Source organism: Chania multitudinisentens RB-25 (assembly GCF_000520015.2).
Lineage (GTDB): Bacteria > Pseudomonadota > Gammaproteobacteria > Enterobacterales > Enterobacteriaceae > Chania > Chania multitudinisentens.
Genome location: NZ_CP007044.2, coordinates 2,036,001 through 2,055,434, shown reverse-complemented (window position 1 = coordinate 2,055,434; position 19,434 = coordinate 2,036,001). Strand labels below are relative to the sequence as shown.

The 19,434-nt window shown below is 54.0% G+C and carries 18 protein-coding genes; 11 read left to right on the top strand and 7 right to left on the bottom strand.

Annotated features, from left to right (window positions below; genetic code table 11):
* The first annotated feature begins 14 nt into the window (after window positions 1-14).
* From Z042_RS09100 to araD, 8 genes are all read left to right on the top strand, one after another.
* Window positions 15-863, top strand: coding sequence for an SMP-30/gluconolactonase/LRE family protein (locus tag Z042_RS09100; RefSeq protein ID WP_037405410.1), 849 nt, complete (start codon window positions 15-17; stop codon window positions 861-863).
* A 255-nt stretch (window positions 864-1,118) separates the two neighbouring features.
* The gene (yiaK, locus tag Z042_RS09095; protein ID WP_024910003.1) at window positions 1,119-2,117 is read left to right on the top strand and encodes a 3-dehydro-L-gulonate 2-dehydrogenase; all 999 of its coding nucleotides are present in this window, start codon (window positions 1,119-1,121) and stop codon (window positions 2,115-2,117) included.
* A gap of 12 nt (window positions 2,118-2,129) precedes the next feature.
* Window positions 2,130-2,609 carry a NanQ anomerase/TabA/YiaL family protein gene (locus Z042_RS09090; protein ID WP_024910002.1) on the top strand — a complete coding sequence of 160 codons (480 nt, stop codon included), beginning with the start codon at window positions 2,130-2,132 and terminating at the stop codon, window positions 2,607-2,609.
* A gap of 257 nt (window positions 2,610-2,866) precedes the next feature.
* Window positions 2,867-4,165 carry an MFS transporter gene (locus Z042_RS09085; RefSeq protein WP_024910001.1) on the top strand — a complete coding sequence of 433 codons (1,299 nt, stop codon included), beginning with the start codon at window positions 2,867-2,869 and terminating at the stop codon, window positions 4,163-4,165.
* Window positions 4,162-5,655, top strand: a complete 1,494-nt coding sequence (locus Z042_RS09080) for an FGGY-family carbohydrate kinase (RefSeq protein WP_024910000.1) — start codon at window positions 4,162-4,164, stop codon at window positions 5,653-5,655. The genes Z042_RS09085 and Z042_RS09080 overlap by 4 nt, the downstream gene beginning before the upstream one ends.
* On the top strand, window positions 5,652-6,308 hold the full coding sequence (gene ulaD / locus Z042_RS09075) for a 3-keto-L-gulonate-6-phosphate decarboxylase UlaD (protein WP_024909999.1): 657 nt from the start codon (window positions 5,652-5,654) through the stop codon (window positions 6,306-6,308). The genes Z042_RS09080 and ulaD overlap by 4 nt, the downstream gene beginning before the upstream one ends.
* Before the next feature lies 1 nt (window position 6,309).
* Window positions 6,310-7,170 carry an L-ribulose-5-phosphate 3-epimerase gene (locus tag Z042_RS09070; protein WP_024909998.1) on the top strand — a complete coding sequence of 287 codons (861 nt, stop codon included), beginning with the start codon at window positions 6,310-6,312 and terminating at the stop codon, window positions 7,168-7,170.
* A complete protein-coding gene (gene araD / locus Z042_RS09065; protein WP_037405409.1) occupies window positions 7,164-7,865 on the top strand; it encodes an L-ribulose-5-phosphate 4-epimerase in 702 nt (233 codons plus the stop codon). The genes Z042_RS09070 and araD overlap by 7 nt, the downstream gene beginning before the upstream one ends.
* 137 nt (window positions 7,866-8,002) lie before the next feature.
* On the opposite strand, the gene Z042_RS09060 is transcribed toward araD, so the two are convergent.
* Window positions 8,003-8,509 carry an RrF2 family transcriptional regulator gene (locus Z042_RS09060; protein WP_024909996.1) on the bottom strand — a complete coding sequence of 169 codons (507 nt, stop codon included), beginning with the start codon at window positions 8,507-8,509 and terminating at the stop codon, window positions 8,003-8,005.
* A gap of 204 nt (window positions 8,510-8,713) precedes the next feature.
* Between Z042_RS09060 and Z042_RS09055 the strand changes: the two genes are divergently transcribed.
* The gene (locus tag Z042_RS09055) at window positions 8,714-9,913 is read left to right on the top strand and encodes an NAD(P)/FAD-dependent oxidoreductase (RefSeq protein WP_024909995.1); all 1,200 of its coding nucleotides are present in this window, start codon (window positions 8,714-8,716) and stop codon (window positions 9,911-9,913) included.
* Between the two features lie 84 nt (window positions 9,914-9,997).
* On the opposite strand, the gene mscS is transcribed toward Z042_RS09055, so the two are convergent.
* From mscS to epd, 4 genes are all read right to left on the bottom strand, one after another.
* Window positions 9,998-10,807, bottom strand: a complete 810-nt coding sequence (gene mscS / locus Z042_RS09050; protein ID WP_045784783.1) for a small-conductance mechanosensitive channel MscS — start codon at window positions 10,805-10,807, stop codon at window positions 9,998-10,000.
* Window positions 10,808-11,053: 246 nt separating this feature from the next.
* Window positions 11,054-12,133 (bottom strand): class II fructose-bisphosphate aldolase, encoded by a 1,080-nt coding sequence (gene fbaA, locus Z042_RS09045; protein WP_024909994.1) that lies wholly within the window; start codon window positions 12,131-12,133, stop codon window positions 11,054-11,056.
* 239 nt (window positions 12,134-12,372) lie between these two features.
* Window positions 12,373-13,536 carry a phosphoglycerate kinase gene (gene pgk, locus Z042_RS09040; protein WP_024909993.1) on the bottom strand — a complete coding sequence of 388 codons (1,164 nt, stop codon included), beginning with the start codon at window positions 13,534-13,536 and terminating at the stop codon, window positions 12,373-12,375.
* A 72-nt stretch (window positions 13,537-13,608) separates the two neighbouring features.
* Window positions 13,609-14,625, bottom strand: a complete 1,017-nt coding sequence (gene epd / locus Z042_RS09035; protein WP_024909992.1) for an erythrose-4-phosphate dehydrogenase — start codon at window positions 14,623-14,625, stop codon at window positions 13,609-13,611.
* 407 nt (window positions 14,626-15,032) lie between these two features.
* On the opposite strand from epd, the gene Z042_RS09030 reads away from it, so the two are divergent.
* Window positions 15,033-15,320 carry a putative quinol monooxygenase gene (locus Z042_RS09030; RefSeq protein ID WP_024909991.1) on the top strand — a complete coding sequence of 96 codons (288 nt, stop codon included), beginning with the start codon at window positions 15,033-15,035 and terminating at the stop codon, window positions 15,318-15,320.
* A gap of 78 nt (window positions 15,321-15,398) precedes the next feature.
* On the opposite strand, the gene tkt is transcribed toward Z042_RS09030, so the two are convergent.
* Window positions 15,399-17,393 (bottom strand): transketolase, encoded by a 1,995-nt coding sequence (tkt, locus tag Z042_RS09025; RefSeq protein WP_024909990.1) that lies wholly within the window; start codon window positions 17,391-17,393, stop codon window positions 15,399-15,401.
* A gap of 247 nt (window positions 17,394-17,640) precedes the next feature.
* On the opposite strand from tkt, the gene loiP reads away from it, so the two are divergent.
* The gene (gene loiP / locus Z042_RS09020) at window positions 17,641-18,393 is read left to right on the top strand and encodes a metalloprotease LoiP (RefSeq protein WP_024909989.1); all 753 of its coding nucleotides are present in this window, start codon (window positions 17,641-17,643) and stop codon (window positions 18,391-18,393) included.
* Between the two features lie 119 nt (window positions 18,394-18,512).
* On the opposite strand, the gene allS is transcribed toward loiP, so the two are convergent.
* Window positions 18,513-19,427, bottom strand: coding sequence for an HTH-type transcriptional activator AllS (gene allS, locus Z042_RS09015; protein ID WP_024909988.1), 915 nt, complete (start codon window positions 19,425-19,427; stop codon window positions 18,513-18,515).
* Window positions 19,428-19,434: the final 7 nt, after the last annotated feature.

The window sequence follows — 19,434 nt, the reverse complement described above, 5'->3', positions numbered from 1 at the left end:
GCGGAGGAATTGCCATGATTGAACAACCACTTGAACGCTTATGCTCACCTGCCATCTGGGCCGAAGGCCCGGTATGGCTGCCACAGCAAGATGCCGTGGTGTTTAGCGACGTGAAGGGCAACCGTATGTTTCACTGGGCGCGTAACGGGGAACTCAGCCTGTGGCGTTCCCCTGCGCATTATGCCAACGGCAATGCCCGGGATGCTGAAGGGCGCGTCATCACCTGCGAACACGGGCGGCGCGCCATCAGCCGCACCGAGCATGACGGCAGCCTCACCTTGCTGGTTGAACGCGTGGACGGTAAACGTTTCAACTCCCCCAACGACGTCGTGGTGCGCTCTGACGGCACGCTGTGGTTTACCGATCCCCCCTACGGCATCATCGGTGATGAAGAGGGGTATAAAGCGGAAAGCCAGGTGGTCGGCTGTTACCTGTATTGCTTCGATCCGCGCGATAACGCACTGCACATTGCCGCCAGCGATCTGCAACGGCCAAACGGGTTAGCTTTCTCGCCGGATGAACGCCTGCTGTACGTAGCCGATATGTCAATTGTCGATTTCCCTACGCTTGGCCGCCGTGAACTGCGGGTGTGCCCGGTAGAGGGGTTCAAGCTGGGGGCCAGCAGCCATTTCGCCCAGGTTGCTCCTGGCTTTCCAGACGGTTTCTGCCTTGATGCCACTGGCAACCTGTTTTGCAGCTGTGCCGACGGGGTGATTATTTTCAATCCTCAAGGTAAACAAATCGGCAAAATTCCGGTGCCAGAATGCGTTTCCAATTGCACCTTCGGTGGGCCAGACGGTAATGAACTGTACATTACGGCCACCACATCGCTCTATCGGGTAGTCTTGAATACCCGCGGATAACCGGTAGTTTTCCTGATACAGGGTGAGCCTGCCTCGCCCTGCTTTGTGACGCCTGTAGCACGGTAATTCCCGCAAAATGTGTTGCCAGTCACAAAAACATTAAATTAATTTAACCATTTGTTTTTAAACACCTACTTACTTCCCTTCCGCTTTGACTTCATTCCAGTGCAGGTATAGCATTAATTTGAAATTCAATTTCGCATAATGAAATTTAAAGATCTACAAACACACAAAACGCCGTAGCGGAGACGTCGCATGAGAGTGAGTTACACCGAATTAAAGCAACAATTCAAACGCGTGCTGCTGGCGCGAGGCGTAGTGGAAGCAACGGCAGATGCGTGCGCCGAGATGTTTGCTGAAACCACCGAAAGCGGTGTTTATTCCCACGGTGTGAACCGTTTTCCCCGTTTTATTCAGCAGTTGGAGGCTGGCGACATCATCCCCGACGCTAAACCGAGCAAACTGCTGGCGCTGGGTGCTATCGAGCAATGGGATGCGCAGCAAGGGATCGGCAACCTGATTGCCCGCCAGATGATGGATCGTGCCATGCAGTTGGCCGATCGGCATGGCATCGGCCTGGTGGCGCTGCGTAATGCCAACCACTGGATGCGCGGCGGTAGCTATGGTTGGCAGGCAGCGGAAAAAGGTTACATCGGTATCTGCTGGACGAATTCGATTGCCGTGATGCCGCCCTGGGGAGCTAAAGAGTGCCGCATCGGCACCAATCCGCTGATCGTGGCCGTGCCGAGTAACCCAATCACCATGGTGGATATGTCGATGTCGATGTTCTCTTACGGCGCATTGGAAACCCACCGTTTGGCAGGCAACACGTTGCCGGTGGAGGGCGGCTTTGACAATGATGGCAACCTGACGCGTGATCCGGCCACCATTGAACAGAATCGGCGTATTTTACCCATGGGTTATTGGAAAGGTTCAGCGCTCTCGGTGGTGCTGGATATGGTTGCCACCCTGCTGTCTGGCGGCCATTCCGTTGCGGAAATCACCGAAGATAACCGCGATGAATACGCTGTTTCACAGGTGTTTATCGCCATTGAGATCGAACGCCTGATCGACGGCAAAACGCGCGATGAAAAATTGCAGCGCATCATGGATTACATCACCAGCGCCGAGCGCGATAACCCCGAGGCTGCGATTCGCCTGCCGGGCCACAAATTCCCGCCTATTCGTGCCGAAAACCAGCGTAACGGTATTCCGGTTGACGATCGCATCTGGGCGCGCATTCAGGCGCTCTAACAGGAAAACGCTATGATATTCAGCCATATTGCCCATACGGCAGCAGAGCATTATCCCCCGGCCATCGCTAACGCCGTGGCTTATTTGCAGAAAACCGACTTCACCGCCCTGCCCGCCGGGCGTTATGAAGATGCAGAAACCGGCTATGTAGTGCAGATACTGGACCTATACACCCAAGCCAAAAACACGCTGCGCCCAGAGGTACACCGCAAAAATATCGACGTACAGTTTCTGGTGAGCGGCACCGAACTTATCGGCGTTGCCATCGATAACGGTCATAACGTTATCGAGCAGGAGTTATTAGAACAGCGCGACATTATTTTTTATCAAGACATGGAGGATGAATCTTGGCTGACCATGCAGCCGGGTAATTTTGCGGTATTTTTTCCGCAGGACGTTCATCGCCCAGCCTGTATTAACCAACACCCATGCAATATTAGAAAAGTGGTGGTGAAAATACCGCTGGCATTATTTATTAAGACGAATGAATAAACCGAAAAATTTAATTATTTAATACCGTTTGGTTAAAGCTAACTCATTCTCTTTCCTTTGGGGAGAAAGAAAGCTTTCTATGCAGCATGGCGCTACGCAAGTAAAAATACGGACTTATTTCGAGTTATATCCTAAATAATTCGAGTTGCACATCGGCGGCAAGCGCTGGCCCGCAGGGTGATAACTGGGCACAGCCAACGCCCATACCGCTTGAAGGATGACGGGTATAACCCTATTTACGTGAAGGTATTAATAATATGAATACAGCCTCTATTTCTATTGGCCGTAGCCAGGCCATACCTAAATTACGCTGGTTGCGAATAGTTCCTCCTATTCTTATTACCTGCATTATTTCTTATATGGATCGAGTTAATATTGCCTTCGCTATGCCCGGAGGCATGGATAAAGAGTTGGGTATTACCGCTTCCATGGCTGGGTTAGCCGGCGGAATTTTCTTTATCGGCTATCTGTTTCTGCAAGTCCCCGGCGGCAAGCTGGCGGTGAATGGGAACGGTAAAAAGTTTATCGGCTGGTCACTGCTGGCCTGGGCGGTAATTTCGGCGCTCACCGGGCTGATCACCAACCAGTATCAACTGCTGTTTCTGCGTTTCGCCCTCGGTGTCTCAGAAGGCGGGATGCTGCCGGTGGTGCTGACCATGATCAGTAACTGGTTTCCAGACAAGGAACGCGGCCGCGCCAACGCCATTGTGATCATGTTTGTGCCGATCGCCGGCATCCTCACCGCTCCGCTCTCCGGCTGGGTTATCACTACCTGGGACTGGCGCATGCTGTTTCTGGTGGAGGGCGGATTATCGCTGCTGGTGATGGTGCTGTGGTACTTCACCATCAGCAACCGCCCGCAAGAAGCCAAATGGATCTCACAGGCAGAAAAATATTACCTGATCAAAACCCTGCATGACGAACAGTTGCTGATCAAAGGCAAAACGGTACGCAATGCGTCGCTGCGGCGCGTGCTGGGCGACAAGATTATGTGGCAACTGATTCTGGTTAACTTCTTCTACCAGACCGGGATTTATGGCTACACCCTGTGGCTACCGACCATCCTGAAAGGGCTGACCAACGGCAATATGGAACAGGTCGGCTGGCTTGCCATTCTGCCCTATGTCGGTGCCATTTTCGGCATGCTGATCATTTCCACCCTGTCTGACCGCACAGGCAAACGCAAAATCTTTGTTTCCCTACCATTGGCCTGCTTTGCCCTCTGCATGGCGCTGTCGGTGCTGCTGAAAGAGCATATCTGGTGGTCTTATGCCGCCTTGGTCGGCTGCGGCGTCTTTATTCAGGCTGCGGCAGGCGTGTTCTGGACCATCCCACCGAAGCTGTTTAACGCCGAAGTGGCCGGTGGCGCGCGTGGTGTGATCAACGCGCTCGGTAACCTTGGCGGCTTTTGTGGGCCCTATATGGTCGGCGTACTGATCAGCCTGTTCAGCAAAGACGTCGGCGTTTATAGCCTGGCGGTATCGCTGGCGATTGCTTCCGTGCTGGCGCTGATGCTGCCAAACAAATGCGATCAGAACGCGGGGAGTGCGTCATGAAATATTGGTTAGGGCTCGATTGCGGTGGCACTTTTATCAAAGCCGGACTGTATGACCCGCAGGGAAAGGAACTGGGTATTGCCCGCAGGAGCCTGGCGATTATCGCCCCACAGCCCGGCTGGGCTGAACGGGATATGCCTGCGTTATGGCAGGCCGCCGCCGGGGTGATTCGCGAAGTGTTGGAATACGTCGGTATTCCGGCCGCAAGCATTCAGGGCGTGGGCATTTCTGCTCAGGGGAAAGGGTTGTTCCTGCTGGATAAACAGGGCCAACCGTTGGGAAATGCCATACTTTCTTCCGATCAACGGGCGTTGACGCTGGTGCAAGCGTGGCAAAAAGCCGGTATTCCTCCCATTCTGTATCAGCAAACCCGGCAAACGCTGTGGAGCGGCCACCCGGTTTCACTGTTGCGCTGGGTGAAACAGCATCAGCCGGAGCGCTATCGCCAAATCGGCAGCGTGCTGATGGCCCACGATTATCTGCGCTATTGCCTGACCGGCGAACTGGCCTGCGAAGAAACCAATATCTCTGAATCCAATCTGTACCAGATGGCTCAAGGCCGTTATGACCTGGCGCTGGCGCAGCAGCTCGGTATCAGTGAAACGATGACAGCCCTGCCCCCTATCGTCGGCTCAACCGAGATTGCCGGATGGATCAATTCTGCCGCCGCCGCAGCAACCGGCCTGCTGGCAGGTACGCCCGTGGTCGGTGGGGTGTTCGATGTAGTATCCACCGCGCTGTGTGCCGGGTTGCAGGACGAAACCCGGCTGAATGCGGTCATGGGCACCTGGTCGGTCACCAGCGGGATTACCCAGACGATCGAAACCGGTTTTGATCACCCGTTTGTCTATGGCCGTTATGCCGAAGCGGGCAAATATATCGTTCACGAAGCCAGCCCAACCTCTGCCGCCAATCTGGAATGGTTTTGCCAGCAATGGGGGCTGCACGATTACCAGCAACTCAACCACTGGGTGGCAGCCTTACCCAAAGCAGGCAGTCAATTGCTGTTCGCCCCGTTCCTGTACGGCTCCAATGCCGGGCTCGGCCTGAGCGCCAGCTTCCATGGCCTGCAAGCCTTCCACCAACGTGAGCATCTGGTGCAAGCGATCTTCGAAGGGGTGGTGTTCTGTCATATGACCCATCTGAACCTTATGTTGCAACGTTTCCCACACACTAAAGCACTGCGCGTCACCGGCGGCCCGGCAAAGTCTGCCCCGTGGATGCAAATGCTGGCTGACGTCAGCGGCCTGCCGCTGGAACTGCCGCAGGTGGAAGAAACCGGCTGCCTGGGGGCGGCGATGGTGGCAATGGTCGGCACCGGCGCATTTCACGACCTGGCCGCGGCCCAGTTAGTTCTGGCCCCACGCCTCAAAACCGTGCTGCCGGACCAGCAGGCCCAGGAAGCTTACCAGCAGAAATACCAACGTTATCAGGCGCTGATCGGCGCATTACGGGCACTGCAAAACAGTGGTTCCAAGGAGGTTCTATGACCAGCAAACCGCGCCTGCAACTGGCGCTCGATCACACCAGCCTGGATGCCGCCCTGCACACGGCCGAACGCCTGCATCCGTATGTCGACATTATCGAGGCAGGCACCATTTTGTGCATCAGCGCCGGGATCCAGGCGGTGCGCGCCCTGCGTGAGCGCTGCCCGCAACATACGCTGGTGGCCGATCTGAAGGTGGCCGATGCCGGCGCTACGTTGGCAGAGCAAGCCTTTGCGCAGGGCGCTAACTGGATGACCGTGATCTGCGCCGCCCCCTTAGCCACCATGGCCAGCGCGCAGGCAGTGGCAGCGCGCCATCAGGGGGAAATTCAGATCGAACTATTTGGCCGCTGGACGCTGGAGGATGCTAAACGCTGGCTTGATCTCGGTATCAGGCAGGCGATTTACCACCGGGGGCGTGATGCTCAGGCCAGCGGACAAACCTGGAGCAAACAGGATCTCGACATCATGAAAGCACTTTCAGATATGGGGATTGAGCTGTCGATCACCGGCGGCATTACCCCAGCCGATTTACCGTTATTTAAAGACATCGCCGTTACGGCGTTTATCGCCGGGCGAGCGTTGGCCGAAGCCGCCGATCCGATCGCCGCTGCGCGCCAGTTCCATAGCGCCATTAATGATATTTGGAGAGGTTGATATGCGTCAGCACCCATTAGGAATTTATGAAAAAGCCCTGCCGAAGCACCTGAGCTGGCCGGAACGACTGGCGCTGGCTAAAGCCTGTGGTTTTGATTTTGTCGAGATGTCGGTAGATGAAAGTGACGAACGGCTGGCTCGCCTGAATTGGAGCAAAGAACAGCGCCTTTCGCTGGTGAGTGCAACGCTGGAAACCGGCATCACCATTCCATCGATGTGCCTTTCCGGCCACCGCCGCTTTCCGTTTGGTAGCCATGATGAAGCCACGCGCCAGCAGGCTTACCGCATCATGGAGCAGGCGATCCAACTGGCAAAAGACGTCGGTATCCGCACCATTCAACTCGCCGGTTACGACGTCTATTACGAACAGCAGAGCGCAGGCACCCTTGCTCGCTTCACCGAGGGTTTGCAGTGGGCGGTAGAACGTGCCGCCGCCGCACAGGTGATGCTGGCGGTAGAAATTATGGATACCGCCTTGATGAACTCGATCAGCAAATGGAAAACCTGGGACGCCTGCCTAGCCTCGCCGTGGTTCACCGTTTACCCGGACGTCGGCAACCTCAGTGCCTGGGGCAACAATGTCGCGCAGGAGCTGAAACTGGGCATCGACCGCATCGCCGCCATTCATCTTAAAGATACCTTCCCGGTCACCGACACCTCACCGGGCCAGTTCCGCGATGTGCCTTTTGGCGAAGGCTGCGTGGATTTTACGGCGCTGTTCCGCACGCTGAAACAGCTCAACTATCGCGGTGCTTTCCTGATTGAAATGTGGACCGAAACAGCCGACGAGCCGGTGGCCGAGATCGTGCAGGCGCGCCGCTTTATCGAACAGAAAATGCAGCAAGGAGGAATCACATGTTAACTCTGCCGCAACTCAAACAGCAGGTGCTGGAAGCCAACCTCGATCTGCCGCGCCATAAGCTGGTGACCTTCACCTGGGGCAACGTCAGCGCGGTCGATCGTGAACGCGGGCTGGTGGTGATCAAACCCTCCGGCGTGGAATATGCGCAAATGACGGCAGACGATATGGTGGTGGTCGATCTCGCCACTGGCCGCACGCAGGAAGGCAGCAAAAAACCTTCTTCGGATACCGCTACCCACTTGATGCTGTACCGCGAGTTCACTGATATCGGCGGGATCGTGCATACCCACTCGCGCCACGCCACCATCTGGGCGCAGGCCGGGCTGGATATTCCGGCCTGGGGCACCACCCATGCCGATTACTTCTACGGCACCATTCCCTGCACCCGTTTGATGACCGCCGACGAGATCGAACAGGATTATGAACGGGAAACCGGCCGGGTGATTATTGAAACCTTCCATCAGCGCGGCCTCAAACCAAGCGCTATCCCGGCGGTGCTGGTTAACGCCCATGGGCCGTTTGCCTGGGGCAAAGATGCGCACGATGCGGTGCACAATGCAGTAGTGCTGGAGGAAATTGCCTATATGGGGATATTTTCACGCCAGTTAACGCCGGGTATCAACAGTATGCAGCAGGTGCTATTGGATAAACATTACCAGCGCAAACATGGCAAACACGCTTATTACGGGCAGTAGTAGCGGGAGAATGGGTAAAGTATGTTGCTTATTATCCCCTAAATAATGCAAGTTGCAGGCCCCGTAAGAGCTCGGCCCAGATTTGGGCCGAGTAACAAAGCCAACGCACCTGCTGCTTGCAGTATGACGGATATAATTCAATCATTACGGCGACGGTCGATCCACTCTTCAATCTGAATCGGGAATACGTCTGGCGCTTTTCTAAACATCCGCCGCACTAAATCCAGCACGGTATGCTGCGACAACGCCTCCTCCATACGTTGCTGGGCGACCAGCATCACCTGACGCACTCCGCACAGACCTTCGCAGGCCCACTCCGGTGCAGATTCATCAAATACGGCCAAGCGTTGGCGGATCTCTTTGCAGTCAAAAATCGATTTTTCACCGTCGATAGCCGCCACAATATCCAGCACGGTAATCTGCTCGGCCGGTTTTGCCAGCCGGAAGCCGCCCCCTTTGCCCTCGGTGCTTTCAACCAGTTGAGCTTTAGACAGCTTGGTGAAAATCTTGGCCAGATAGTCATAGGGAACGCCCTGTAACTCAGCGATTTCACGGACGCTCATTTCGCGCCCCTCTCCCTTGCCATCAACCATACACATCAGGCTATGGATACCGTACTCCACCCCGGAACTGTAGAACGCCATCTTATCTCCGCACCATTAAGTCTTAGTTATATAGTAATTTCTTCCTATCAATGATGCAATTTTTAACCAGACACAGGATTAAATCAGGCCAGATATCAACCACACCCCATATTAACAAAACGCTTGTCATTTATAACTACGATAATTATAGTCGTAGTTAATGAATCACTCATCCTTTAACAGGGTGGCTAACGGAGTCAAAGCATGAAAGAAAAAATTCTTATCCTCGGTGCTGGTTTTGCCGGGATGTGGGCAGCCTTGAGCGCGGCGCGGCTGACAAATCTGTACGATCGCACAGACATTGAAATCACCGTGCTGGCCCCACAGCCCGAATTGCGCATTCGCCCGCGTTTCTATGAGGCCAAGGTCGCCACCTTCGCCGCACCGCTGCTGCCGTTATTCGGCGTTACCGGCGTGAAGTTTTTGACCGGTACCGCCAGTGAGATCGATAACAAAAACCGGCAGGTCTGGTATCACAATGCTCAAGGGCAGCTTGCCGCTGCCAGCTATGACCGTCTAATTCTGGCCACCGGTAGCCACATCAACCCTGCGTTACCCGGCGCGCAGCAGCACGCTTTCGATCTGGATCAGTTGGAAAGTGCCGCCCGCTTGGAACACCACATCAATGCCCTCGCTGATCGGCCGGAGAGTACAGCACGTAATACGGTGGTCGTCTGCGGCGGTGGGTTTACCGGTATTGAGATGGCCACCGAGTTACCTGCACGTTTGCGAGCCGTGCTGGGACATGCCACGCCGGTACGAGTGATTGTCGTCGAACGCGGCTCGGTGATTGGCGGGCGCTACAGCGAGCAACTGCGCGGCGTTATCGAGCAGGCCTCCAACGAACTCGGGGTGGAATGGTTGCTCAATGCTGAGATTATGACGATCGATGAGAAAGGCGTTACCTTGAAAAACGGTCAACATATCGCCTCCAGCACCGTGATCTCAACCGTGGGCGTACAGGCCAGTGCGCTAACCCGGCAGATCCCAGCGCAGCGCGATCCACAGGGCCGGTTACATGTTGATCAACATTTACGCGTCGCAGGCCAGCCAGAGATTTATGCCACTGGGGATGTAGCCTTCGCCGCCACCGACGATCTGGGCAATCACGCCCTGATGACCTGTCAGCACGCTATTATGTTGGGGCGTTTTGTCGGCCATAACGTGGCCGCCGATCTGATAGGCGTTGCCCCCCTGCCTTACCGCCAGGTGAATTATGTTACCTGTCTGGATCTGGGAGCCTGGGGAGCGGTCTACACCGAAGGTTGGGAACAGGTGGTTAAATCCACCCGGGAAGACGCCAAGAAAATCAAAATCGCTATCACCAACGAATTGATCTATCCGCCGAAAGCAGAACGAGAAGTGGCCTTTGCCGCCGCCGACCCATTAGCGCCTTTTGTTTGATGAGATCCCAACAGGCCACCATGACGGTGGCCTTGCCGGTTATTCTGGCTTAGCGATCTGGCGGACATGCACATCCATCCGCGATCATGGCACACCAATCAGGTTGATATCCAACTGGTGTTTGAAGTTTTCCATCAGATCAAAGTAAACGTCCCAGTATTCAGCATTGGTGGTCCAGCAATAAGTGACAAACTTCAGCGTAGGTGGCGCCATTTCGTTCAAACGCACGGTCACGCCCTTATCGTGCATGATGCGCTTATCGGCCGCAATCACGTCACCCAGCACTTGTTTCACCCGCTCAACATCGGCGCTATAAGCCACCGTCACCACAATATCCACCCGGCGATTCGGCTCGCGGGAGAAGTTGATGATATTGCCAGAGATGATTTTACCGTTCGGCACCACGATGATTTTGTTATCAGGCGTGCGCAGAGTGGTAGAGAAAATCTGCACCTGATCAACAGTCCCGGTCACGCCGCCCAGATCGACAAATTCACCCGCGCGCAGCGGACGAAAAGCCACCAGCAGCACCCCTGCCGCAAAGTTAGACAGCGATCCTTGCAGCGCCAGGCCAATCGCCAAACCCGCAGCACCCAAGACGGCGATCACCGAGGTGGTTTGCACCCCGACTCGCCCCAGTACCGCAATAAGCGTGAACGCCAGAATGCTGTAACGCACCATCGCAGCCAGGAAATCAGCCACCGTGGCATCAATGCCGCGCAGTTTCATCACACGGCTGATCGCATTGCTGATGATCCGGGCAACAATCGAACCAATGATGAAAATGACGATCGCCGCCACGATGTTCACTGCATACTGGAGCAACAGATCCTGATGATCCACCAGCCAACCGCCAGCCTGATTGATGTCCTCAATAATATTGAGATCTTTCATTGTAATGTCCTACTTTATTCCCTTAATCGCGGGAGATTCACAATTGCACTGGTCACACTATTACCAGTAAGAAAACCACGCTTCTAAGCGTAACCAACATTCCCCCCTGTGCCAATCCAATCAATAAAAATAACCCTCTGTTCTGGCTGGACTATATTTCTCATACTTCAGGCTACCAGCAACAAAAAAGGCTCCCAAATGGGAGCCTTTCAGCGGCAGAGTAAACCCCGCCGAAACCACGAACGATTACAGCACGTTGACGGCGTTCAGGTCTTTGAAAGCCTGTTCCAAACGGGTAACCATGGTCGTTTGGGCAGCACGCAGCCATACACGCGGATCATAATACTTCTTGTTCGGCTGATCTGGGCCTTTAGGGTTGCCCAATTGGCCTTGCAGATACGCTTCGTTCTCTTTGTAGTAGGTCAGGATACCTTCCCAGGTTGCCCACTGAGTGTCGGTATCAATGTTCATCTTGATCACGCCATAGCTGACCGACTCTTTAATCTCTGCATCGCTGGAACCCGAACCGCCGTGGAACACGAAATTCAGGCTATTGTGTGGCAAGTTGAACTTCTTGGACACGTAATCCTGCGAATCACGCAGAATAGTTGGGGTCAGCTTCACGTTACCTGGCTTGTACACACCATGTACGTTACCGAAGGAAGCCGCGATGGTGAAACGTGGGCTGATCGCACTCAGTTTTTCGTACGCGTATGCCACATCTTCCGGTTGGGTATACAGTTCAGAAGCATCCATGTGGCTGTTATCCACGCCATCTTCTTCACCGCCGGTGCAGCCCAGTTCGATTTCCAGCGTCATGTCGATCTTCGCCATGCGGGCCAGATAGTTACCGCAAATCTCAATATTCTCTTCCAGAGATTCTTCGGACAGGTCAATCATATGGGAAGAGAACAACGGTTTACCGGTCGCCGCGAAGTGTTTTTCACCCGCGTCCAGCAAGCCATCCAGCCATGGCAGCAGCTTCTTCGCACAGTGGTCGGTATGCAGGATCACCGGCACGCCGTAGTGTTCAGCCATCTGGTGAACATGGTGTGCGCCGGAGATCGCGCCCAGAATCGCAGCACCTTGTGGAATGTCCGTCTTCACGCCTTTGCCCGCGATAAACGCAGCGCCGCCGTTAGAGAATTGAACGATAACCGGAGCACGCACCTTTGCAGCTGTTTCCAGCACGGCGTTGATCGAGTCGGTACCCACACAGTTTACCGCTGGCAGAGCAAAGTTATGCTCTTTAGCGACTGCGAATACTTTCTGAACGTCATCACCTGTGATGACACCCGGTTTTACGAAATCAAATATTTTAGACATGCGACTTTGTCCTGTTTCGTTGGCCGTTATATACCCTCCGTCTTTCAAGTTACAGGGATGTTGGCTGCCTGCATCTTGGAATCCATGGGGTATACCTTTTATCTTTCAAGCTGCAACGGTGTTGCTGCACCTTGAAATCTAACGGGTAGGGATGGATAGATATCTATTTTTACTTTTACATTTCGCACCACATCAAGCAGGCGAAATAAACGGGCGGCTTACGCCCCCCGTTACGGGAATTACTGCTTGGCGCGTTCTTCCAACATCACTACTGCTGGCAATTGTTTCCCTTCAACGAACTCCAGGAAAGCACCGCCGCCAGTAGAAATATAGGAGATTTTGTCAGCAATACCGAACAGATCGATCGCTGCCAGCGTGTCACCGCCGCCTGCAATAGAGAAGGCTTCGCTATCAGCGATAGCGCGGGCGACAATTTCAGTGCCCTTACGGAAGTTAGGGAACTCGAATACGCCAACCGGGCCATTCCACAGAATGGTTTTGGCGTTTTTCAGAATTTTAGCCAGACGCTCGGCAGAGACATCGCCCAGATCCAGAATTTGCTCGCCATCTTTGATCTCGCTGGCTGGCTTCAGGGTTGCCGCAGCGGTTTCAGAAAATTCAGTGGCGACGCGCACGTCTGTAGGTACTGGAATATCACAGGTTTCCAGCAATTTCTTCGCTTCTGGAATCAGATCCGCTTCGTACAAGGATTTACCGACGTTGTGGCCTTGCGCGGCAACAAAGGTGTTGGCGATGCCGCCGCCAACGATCAGTTGGTCAGCAATCTTCGACAAGGAATCCAATACGGTCAGTTTAGTTGACACCTTGGAACCGCCCACGATCGCCACCATCGGGCGTGCCGGGTTACCCAGCGCTTTGCCCAGTGCTTCCAGCTCGGCAGACAGCAACGGGCCAGCACAGGCCACCGGAGCAAACTTGCCTACGCCGTGAGTGGATGCCTGCGCACGGTGTGCGGTGCCGAAGGCATCCATCACATACACGTCGCACAGCGCCGCATATTTCTTAGACAGGGTTTCGTCGTCTTTCTTTTCGCCTTTGTTGAAGCGCACGTTCTCCAGAACCACCAGCTCACCTTCTGCAACTTCAACACCATCCAGATAATCCTTCGCCAGGCGTACTGGGGATTTCATATGCTCTTTCAGGTAGTTAACTACTGGCAGCAAGGAAGATTCTTCGCTGTACTCGCCTTCGGTAGGGCGGCCCAGGTGTGAAGTGACCATCACACGCGCACCTTGCTTCAACGCCGCTTCGATCGTTGGCAGGGAAGCACGGATACGTGCATCGGAAGTCACTTTGCCGTCTTTCACTGGTACGTTTAAATCGGAACGGATCAGAACACGTTTCCCCGCCAGATCCAGATCGGTCATCTTAATTACAGACATGGTGAACCCTCTTAGTTGATTCTCTATAAAATTGCCTGAACGGCGCATCAACCCGACGTTGATGCCGCCTGACTAGAAACCGCTTGCGGCCATTGCCCGTGTTGTATCCAACATCCGATTGGCAAAGCCCCACTCATTATCACACCAGACCAAGGTCTTTATCAGGTGCTGCCCACTGACCCGAGTCTGCGTGCCATCAACGATGGCGCTGTGCGGGTCATGGTTAAAATCAATCGAAACCAATGGTAGTTCTGTGTAGTCAACTATACCACGAAATGCTCCCTGTGCGGCCTTTTGCAACAGCTGGTTGACCTCTGCCACCAACACTTTTGAACTCACGCTGACGCTAAGATCAATGGCCGTCACGTTGATGGTGGGCACACGCACGGAAATCGCTTCAAAACGATCGCAAAACTGCGGGAAGATGCGCGTGATACCGGCAGCTAACTTGGTGTCGACAGGAATAATCGACTGGCTTGCCGCTCGGGTACGCCGCAAATCCTGGTGATAGGCATCAATCACCGGCTGATCGTTCATTGAGGAGTGAATGGTGGTCACAGTGCCAGACTCAATGCCGTATGCATCGTCCAGCAGTTTGATAACCGGAATAATGCAATTGGTGGTGCAGGAAGCATTGGAAACGATGCGGTGTTCACCACGCAGCGTCTGGTGATTAACCCCAAACACGATGGTAGCATCCAGATCGTTCCCCCCAGGATGGGCGAACAACACCTTCTTCGCACCTGCGGCCAGATGGGCTTCACCATCCGCCCGGCTGCCGTATACGCCGCTGCAATCCAGCACCACATCTATGCCCAGCTCCCGCCAAGGAAGCTGTTCCACCGCCAGTTGATGCAACAACCGGATACTGTCATCCCCGACGATCAGCACGTCACACTCCTGGCGGACATCCCAGGCAAAACGGCCATGGCTGGAATCATATTTCAGCAGATGGGCCATTCCCTCGGCGTTCGCCAGTTCGTTGATAGCCACGACGGAGATTTCAGCGCGTCGCCCCGATTCATACAGTGCGCGTAACACACTGCGGCCAATGCGGCCAAAGCCATTTATTGCTATGCGGATTGTCATGCTATTCCCTGAAACGGGGCCTCCCTGTCGTGGTTACTCCAGCTAAAGGGGCCGCTGACTGGATATCATTAACCGCATAGGGTACTTTAGCGTACCGCCTGCTGTGAATCGCTGCATACATTATTTGTCAAACCCTGTTGCTTATCGCAACCGCTCACTCAGGCATTTCTGTTGAACATAGCATAAACTGAAACGCTTCAGCCGAGCATAAACCAAAGCTTTACCAAAAGGAACAGGTGCGATGCCGAGCCTGTCAAGTAGATGCAATTTTGCGAAAATAAAATGATCTAGCGCACATTTTTTACTACCTTGATCTCCATTAGCAGGCTTGACGCAAGGTGAGTCTGGCTATCAAATGTTGATGGATATCAATCTCTATTGCCAATGTTGCATAACAAGGAGCAGAAATGAGTGAAGTTAAAGTTGTAGCCCTGATTAAAGCCGCCCCGGAACACCGTGATGCCGTAGGTATCGCCGTGCGTGCCATGGTTGCCCCAAGCCGCTCCGAACCAGGTTGTATCCAATATGATCTGCATGAAGAACAAGGTCATCCAGGTGCTTTCGTGTTTATCGAACGTTGGACCTCTGAGCAAGCGCTGAAAGAACACATGGCGATGTCTTACCATGATGCTTTTTTGGCTGAGCTGGAAGGGAAGCTGGAGAATTTGGAAGTGAAACGGCTGACTCCGCTCTGAGTCAGTAAAGCCCGGGAAACCGGGCTTTTTGATCGCAGTTCAAACATCTTGGGGGCTGCTCACGCAGCCCCTAATAGATTATTTCAACAACGCCTTGGCTTTAGCCACCACGTTTTCTACGGTGAAGCCGAACTCTTTGAACAGCAATTCTGCTGGAGCAGACTCACCGAAGGTATGCATGCCCACGATGGCACCATTCAGGCCCACGTACTTATACCAGTAATCCGCAATACCTGCTTCCACTGCCACACGCGCAGCAACAGAAGACGGCAGTACAGATTCGCGGTACGCCGCATCCTGCTTGTCAAACGCATCGGTAGACGGCATGGATACCACCCGCACCTTGCGCCCTTCGGCAGCCAGCTTGTCAGCCGCTTCAACGGTAATGCCCACCTCAGAACCGGTCGCAATCAAAATCAGCTCAGGTGTACCCGCACAGTCTTTCAGCACGTAACCACCACGATAAACGTTCGCTAACTGCTCAGCGGTACGTGGCTGCTGCGCCAGATTCTGGCGTGAGAACACCAGCGTGGTCGGGCCGTCGTTGCGCTCAATACCGTACTGCCAGGCAATCGCCGATTCCACCTGGTCGCATGGCCGCCAGGTGCTCATGTTAGGAGTCACGCGCAGGCTGGCCAGTTGCTCAACCGGCTGGTGCGTCGGGCCATCTTCGCCCAGACCGATGGAGTCGTGGGTGTAGACAAACACGTTGCGCAGTTTCATCAACGCCGCCATGCGCACCGCGTTACGGGCATATTCCACAAACATCAGGAAGGTGGCGGAATACGGCAGGAAGCCGCCGTGCAGCGCGACGCCATTGGTGATAGCGGTCATGCCGAACTCACGCACCCCGTAGTGGATATAGTTACCTGCCGGATCATCACCCAGAGATTTAGAGCCAGACCACATCGTCAGGTTGCTCGGTGCCAGATCGGCAGAACCGCCGAGGAATTCCGGCAACACTTTACCGAACGCTTCCAGCGCATTCTGCGAAGCCTTACGGCTGGCGATATTGGCCGGATTTGCCTGCAACTGCTCAACGAATTTCTTCGCTTCAGCTTTCCAGTTAGCAGGCAGTTCACCGTTCATGCGGCGTTTAAATTCGGTAGCCAGTTCAGGATGGGCCTTGGCATAGGCAGCGAATTTATCATTCCAGGCGGTTTCTTTGGCTTTGCCCGCTTCTTTGGCATCCCACTGGGCATAGATATCCTGCGGGATTTCAAAGGCCGGGTATTTCCAGCCCAGTTGCACGCGAGTCGCCGCTACTTCAGCTTCGCCCAGCGGAGCGCCATGGGAATCGTGGGTGCCAGCCTTGTTCGGTGACCCAAAACCAATCACGGTTTTGCACATCAGCAGTGAAGGTTTATCGGTGATGCGGTGAGCTTCTTCAATCGCCGCTTTGATAGAATCACTGTTGTGACCGTCAACGCCACGCACCACGTGCCAGCCATAAGCTTCGAAACGTGCGGCAGTGTCATCGGTGAACCAGCCTTCTACGTGGCCGTCGATGGAGATGCCGTTGTCATCATAGAACGCGGTCAGTTTGCCGAGCTTCATGGTGCCAGCCAGAGAACAGGCTTCGTGGGAAATACCCTCCATCATGCAGCCATCACCCATAAAGGCATAGGTGTGGTGATCGACAATCTGGTGGCCTGGGCGGTTAAACTGCGCCGCCAGCGTGCGTTCGGCGATGGCAAAACCGATAGCGTTGGCAATCCCCTGGCCCAATGGGCCGGTGGTGGTTTCCACCCCTGGGGTATAACCGTATTCCGGGTGACCCGGAGTTTTAGAATGCAGTTGGCGGAAGTTTTCCAGCTCGCTCATCGGCAGATCATAGCCGGTGAGATGCAGCAGGCTATAAATCAGCATGGAGCCATGGCCGTTAGACAGCACGAAACGGTCACGGTCAGCCCAGAGTGGGTTGGCAGGGTTATGGTTGAGATAGTCACGCCACAGGACTTCAGCGATGTCAGCCATACCCATGGGGGCTCCGGGGTGGCCGGATTTCGCTTTTTGCACGGCATCCATGCTGAGGGCGCGGATGGCGTTGGCAAGCTCTTTACGAGAGGACATGTTTTACTCCAGTTCGGATAAAAAAAGCAGTCAAGTTTTCTATTTTCTCAGACTCAGCATTAAAACGGCAATCCCTAATGCCAAATGAGAGCCAGTTCACAACTTATTAGCACGTTCGAGCAATTTTTCGGAATTACACTATTTCTACCACTTTTGGCGTAAACTAGGCTTGCGTAACCTAGACAACTTCAATAAACAGTGCGCAAACCAATATCATTGACTCTTACTATCATGGGAAGATAGCTTTATGAAAATTCGTACTTCTTTGATTGCATTAAGTATTACCACTCTGCTGAGTGGTTGTCAGAACCTTAACACCGATACTCTGATGCAATCTGGGGCGCAGGCATACCAAGCAGCCACGCTGAGTGACGCGGACGTCAAAGCCTTAAGTGATAAGTCCTGTGCAGAGATGGACAGCCAGTCACAAATCGCGCCAGCAAACAGCACTTACACACAGCGGTTAAATAAAATCGCCGCTGCACTGGGTGATAATATCAACGGTACTACCGCGAACTACAAGGTCTACCTGACAAAAGACGTGAATGCCTGGGCGATGGCCAACGGCTGTATTCGCGTTTACAGCGGCCTGATGGATCTGATGAATGACAACGAAGTCGAAGGCGTGCTGGGGCACGAAATAGGCCACGTTGCATTGGGCCACTCCCGCAAAGCCATGCAGGTGGCTTACAGCACCGTTGCAGTGCGCACCGCTGCTGCTTCGGCTGGCGGTATCGTAGGTTCACTGTCTGAGTCTCAGTTGGCCGATCTGGGCGAAAAACTGGTTAATGCCCAGTTCTCTCAGAAGCAGGAAACCGAAGCCGATGATTATTCGTTCGATCTGCTGAAAAAGCGCGGTATCGATCCAAACGGCTTGGTGACCAGCTTCGAGAAGTTGGCGCAGATGGAAGGCAGCCGCAAGAGCAGCATGTTTGACGGCCACCCACCGTCAGAAGCCCGCGCGCAGCATATCCGTGAGCGCATCGCCGCAGGTAAGTAACCCCCTCTCCCACAGGGTTGTCTCTTGATTAGGGCTCCTGATCAAGAGACTCTGCCCGTTTTTGCACCACCTGTCCTACATGGCTAGCCATCCCGTTCGTTAGCCGTTATCCCACGCCCCTAATCCAGGGATAACATAAACTCCTGAATCAGGGGATCATGGTTCTGAAACAGGGCAATGATGTTTTTTACCACTTCGCCACCATGGTGGCTTGACCAGGCCAGTGACAAGCTTGATGGATGACGGGAATGTTGTGGCCACTTCTGCAATAATTCACCGCTATCCAGGTAAGGCTGGCAGAGCGTGCGCGGCAAAAAACCGATGCCAACGCCGCGTAAGTGGCACTCCAGCTTGGTGTGCAAATCTGGCACTTTGATCTCATGTTGGCCGGGGAGTAGCCAAGCAATACGCTTGGCCAGATGCCGAGCGGTATCTTCAACGTTGATCGCCGGGTAAGGCCGTAGCTGATCTTCCTGCAAAGATTCTGCCGCCTTAGCCAGAGGATGGTGAGGGGCAATGGCAAACACCCAGTCGATCTTGCCTAATGGCAATACATTGATCGTATTTTCAAGCGATTCATTGCCAGCCGCCCCGATAGCCAGGTGGCAATCTTCATTCAATAACGCATCCCATACTCCCATATAAACCTGGCGCGAAATATGAAATTGTGTAAACGGAAAACGTTCCTGCAAGTATGCCAGTAAGCGCGCCACGGCTACCGGGCTGTACAGCAGATTATTGATCACAATATTGACCTGGTGCTCCACACCATCGTTGATCTGCCGCAGTTCGTTCGGCATAGAATCAAGCCAGTTATGCCACTGCCGGCAACGTTCCATCAGGTAATGCCCTGCCGGAGTCAGGCTCACACTGCGAGTCGTGCGAATAAAAAGCTGTGTGCCGATGCTTTCTTCCAACGTTTTGATGCGGTAACTGATAGTTGCGGTCGTTTTATGCAGCAATTCGGCTGCGCGGGAAAAACTCTGACACTCCGCAACCTTGATAAATGATCGAATAGTTTCATGATCCAGCATGTCGATT

Coding starts and splice junctions, on each gene's coding strand:
- Z042_RS09055 (WP_024909995.1), top strand. CDS start 8,714: ATGAAAGAAAAAATTCTTATCCTCGGTGCTGGTTTTGCCGGGATGTGG.
- Z042_RS09100 (WP_037405410.1), top strand. CDS start 15: ATGATTGAACAACCACTTGAACGCTTATGCTCACCTGCCATCTGGGCC.
- epd (WP_024909992.1), bottom strand. CDS start 14,625: ATGACAATCCGCATAGCAATAAATGGCTTTGGCCGCATTGGCCGCAGT.
- Z042_RS09090 (WP_024910002.1), top strand. CDS start 2,130: ATGATATTCAGCCATATTGCCCATACGGCAGCAGAGCATTATCCCCCG.
- araD (WP_037405409.1), top strand. CDS start 7,164: ATGTTAACTCTGCCGCAACTCAAACAGCAGGTGCTGGAAGCCAACCTC.
- ulaD (WP_024909999.1), top strand. CDS start 5,652: ATGACCAGCAAACCGCGCCTGCAACTGGCGCTCGATCACACCAGCCTG.
- pgk (WP_024909993.1), bottom strand. CDS start 13,536: ATGTCTGTAATTAAGATGACCGATCTGGATCTGGCGGGGAAACGTGTT.
- yiaK (WP_024910003.1), top strand. CDS start 1,119: ATGAGAGTGAGTTACACCGAATTAAAGCAACAATTCAAACGCGTGCTG.
- loiP (WP_024909989.1), top strand. CDS start 17,641: ATGAAAATTCGTACTTCTTTGATTGCATTAAGTATTACCACTCTGCTG.
- Z042_RS09030 (WP_024909991.1), top strand. CDS start 15,033: ATGAGTGAAGTTAAAGTTGTAGCCCTGATTAAAGCCGCCCCGGAACAC.
- allS (WP_024909988.1), bottom strand. CDS start 19,427: ATGCTGGATCATGAAACTATTCGATCATTTATCAAGGTTGCGGAGTGT.
- Z042_RS09085 (WP_024910001.1), top strand. CDS start 2,867: ATGAATACAGCCTCTATTTCTATTGGCCGTAGCCAGGCCATACCTAAA.
- fbaA (WP_024909994.1), bottom strand. CDS start 12,133: ATGTCTAAAATATTTGATTTCGTAAAACCGGGTGTCATCACAGGTGAT.
- Z042_RS09060 (WP_024909996.1), bottom strand. CDS start 8,509: ATGGCGTTCTACAGTTCCGGGGTGGAGTACGGTATCCATAGCCTGATG.
- tkt (WP_024909990.1), bottom strand. CDS start 17,393: ATGTCCTCTCGTAAAGAGCTTGCCAACGCCATCCGCGCCCTCAGCATG.
- Z042_RS09080 (WP_024910000.1), top strand. CDS start 4,162: ATGAAATATTGGTTAGGGCTCGATTGCGGTGGCACTTTTATCAAAGCC.
- mscS (WP_045784783.1), bottom strand. CDS start 10,807: ATGAAAGATCTCAATATTATTGAGGACATCAATCAGGCTGGCGGTTGG.
- Z042_RS09070 (WP_024909998.1), top strand. CDS start 6,310: ATGCGTCAGCACCCATTAGGAATTTATGAAAAAGCCCTGCCGAAGCAC.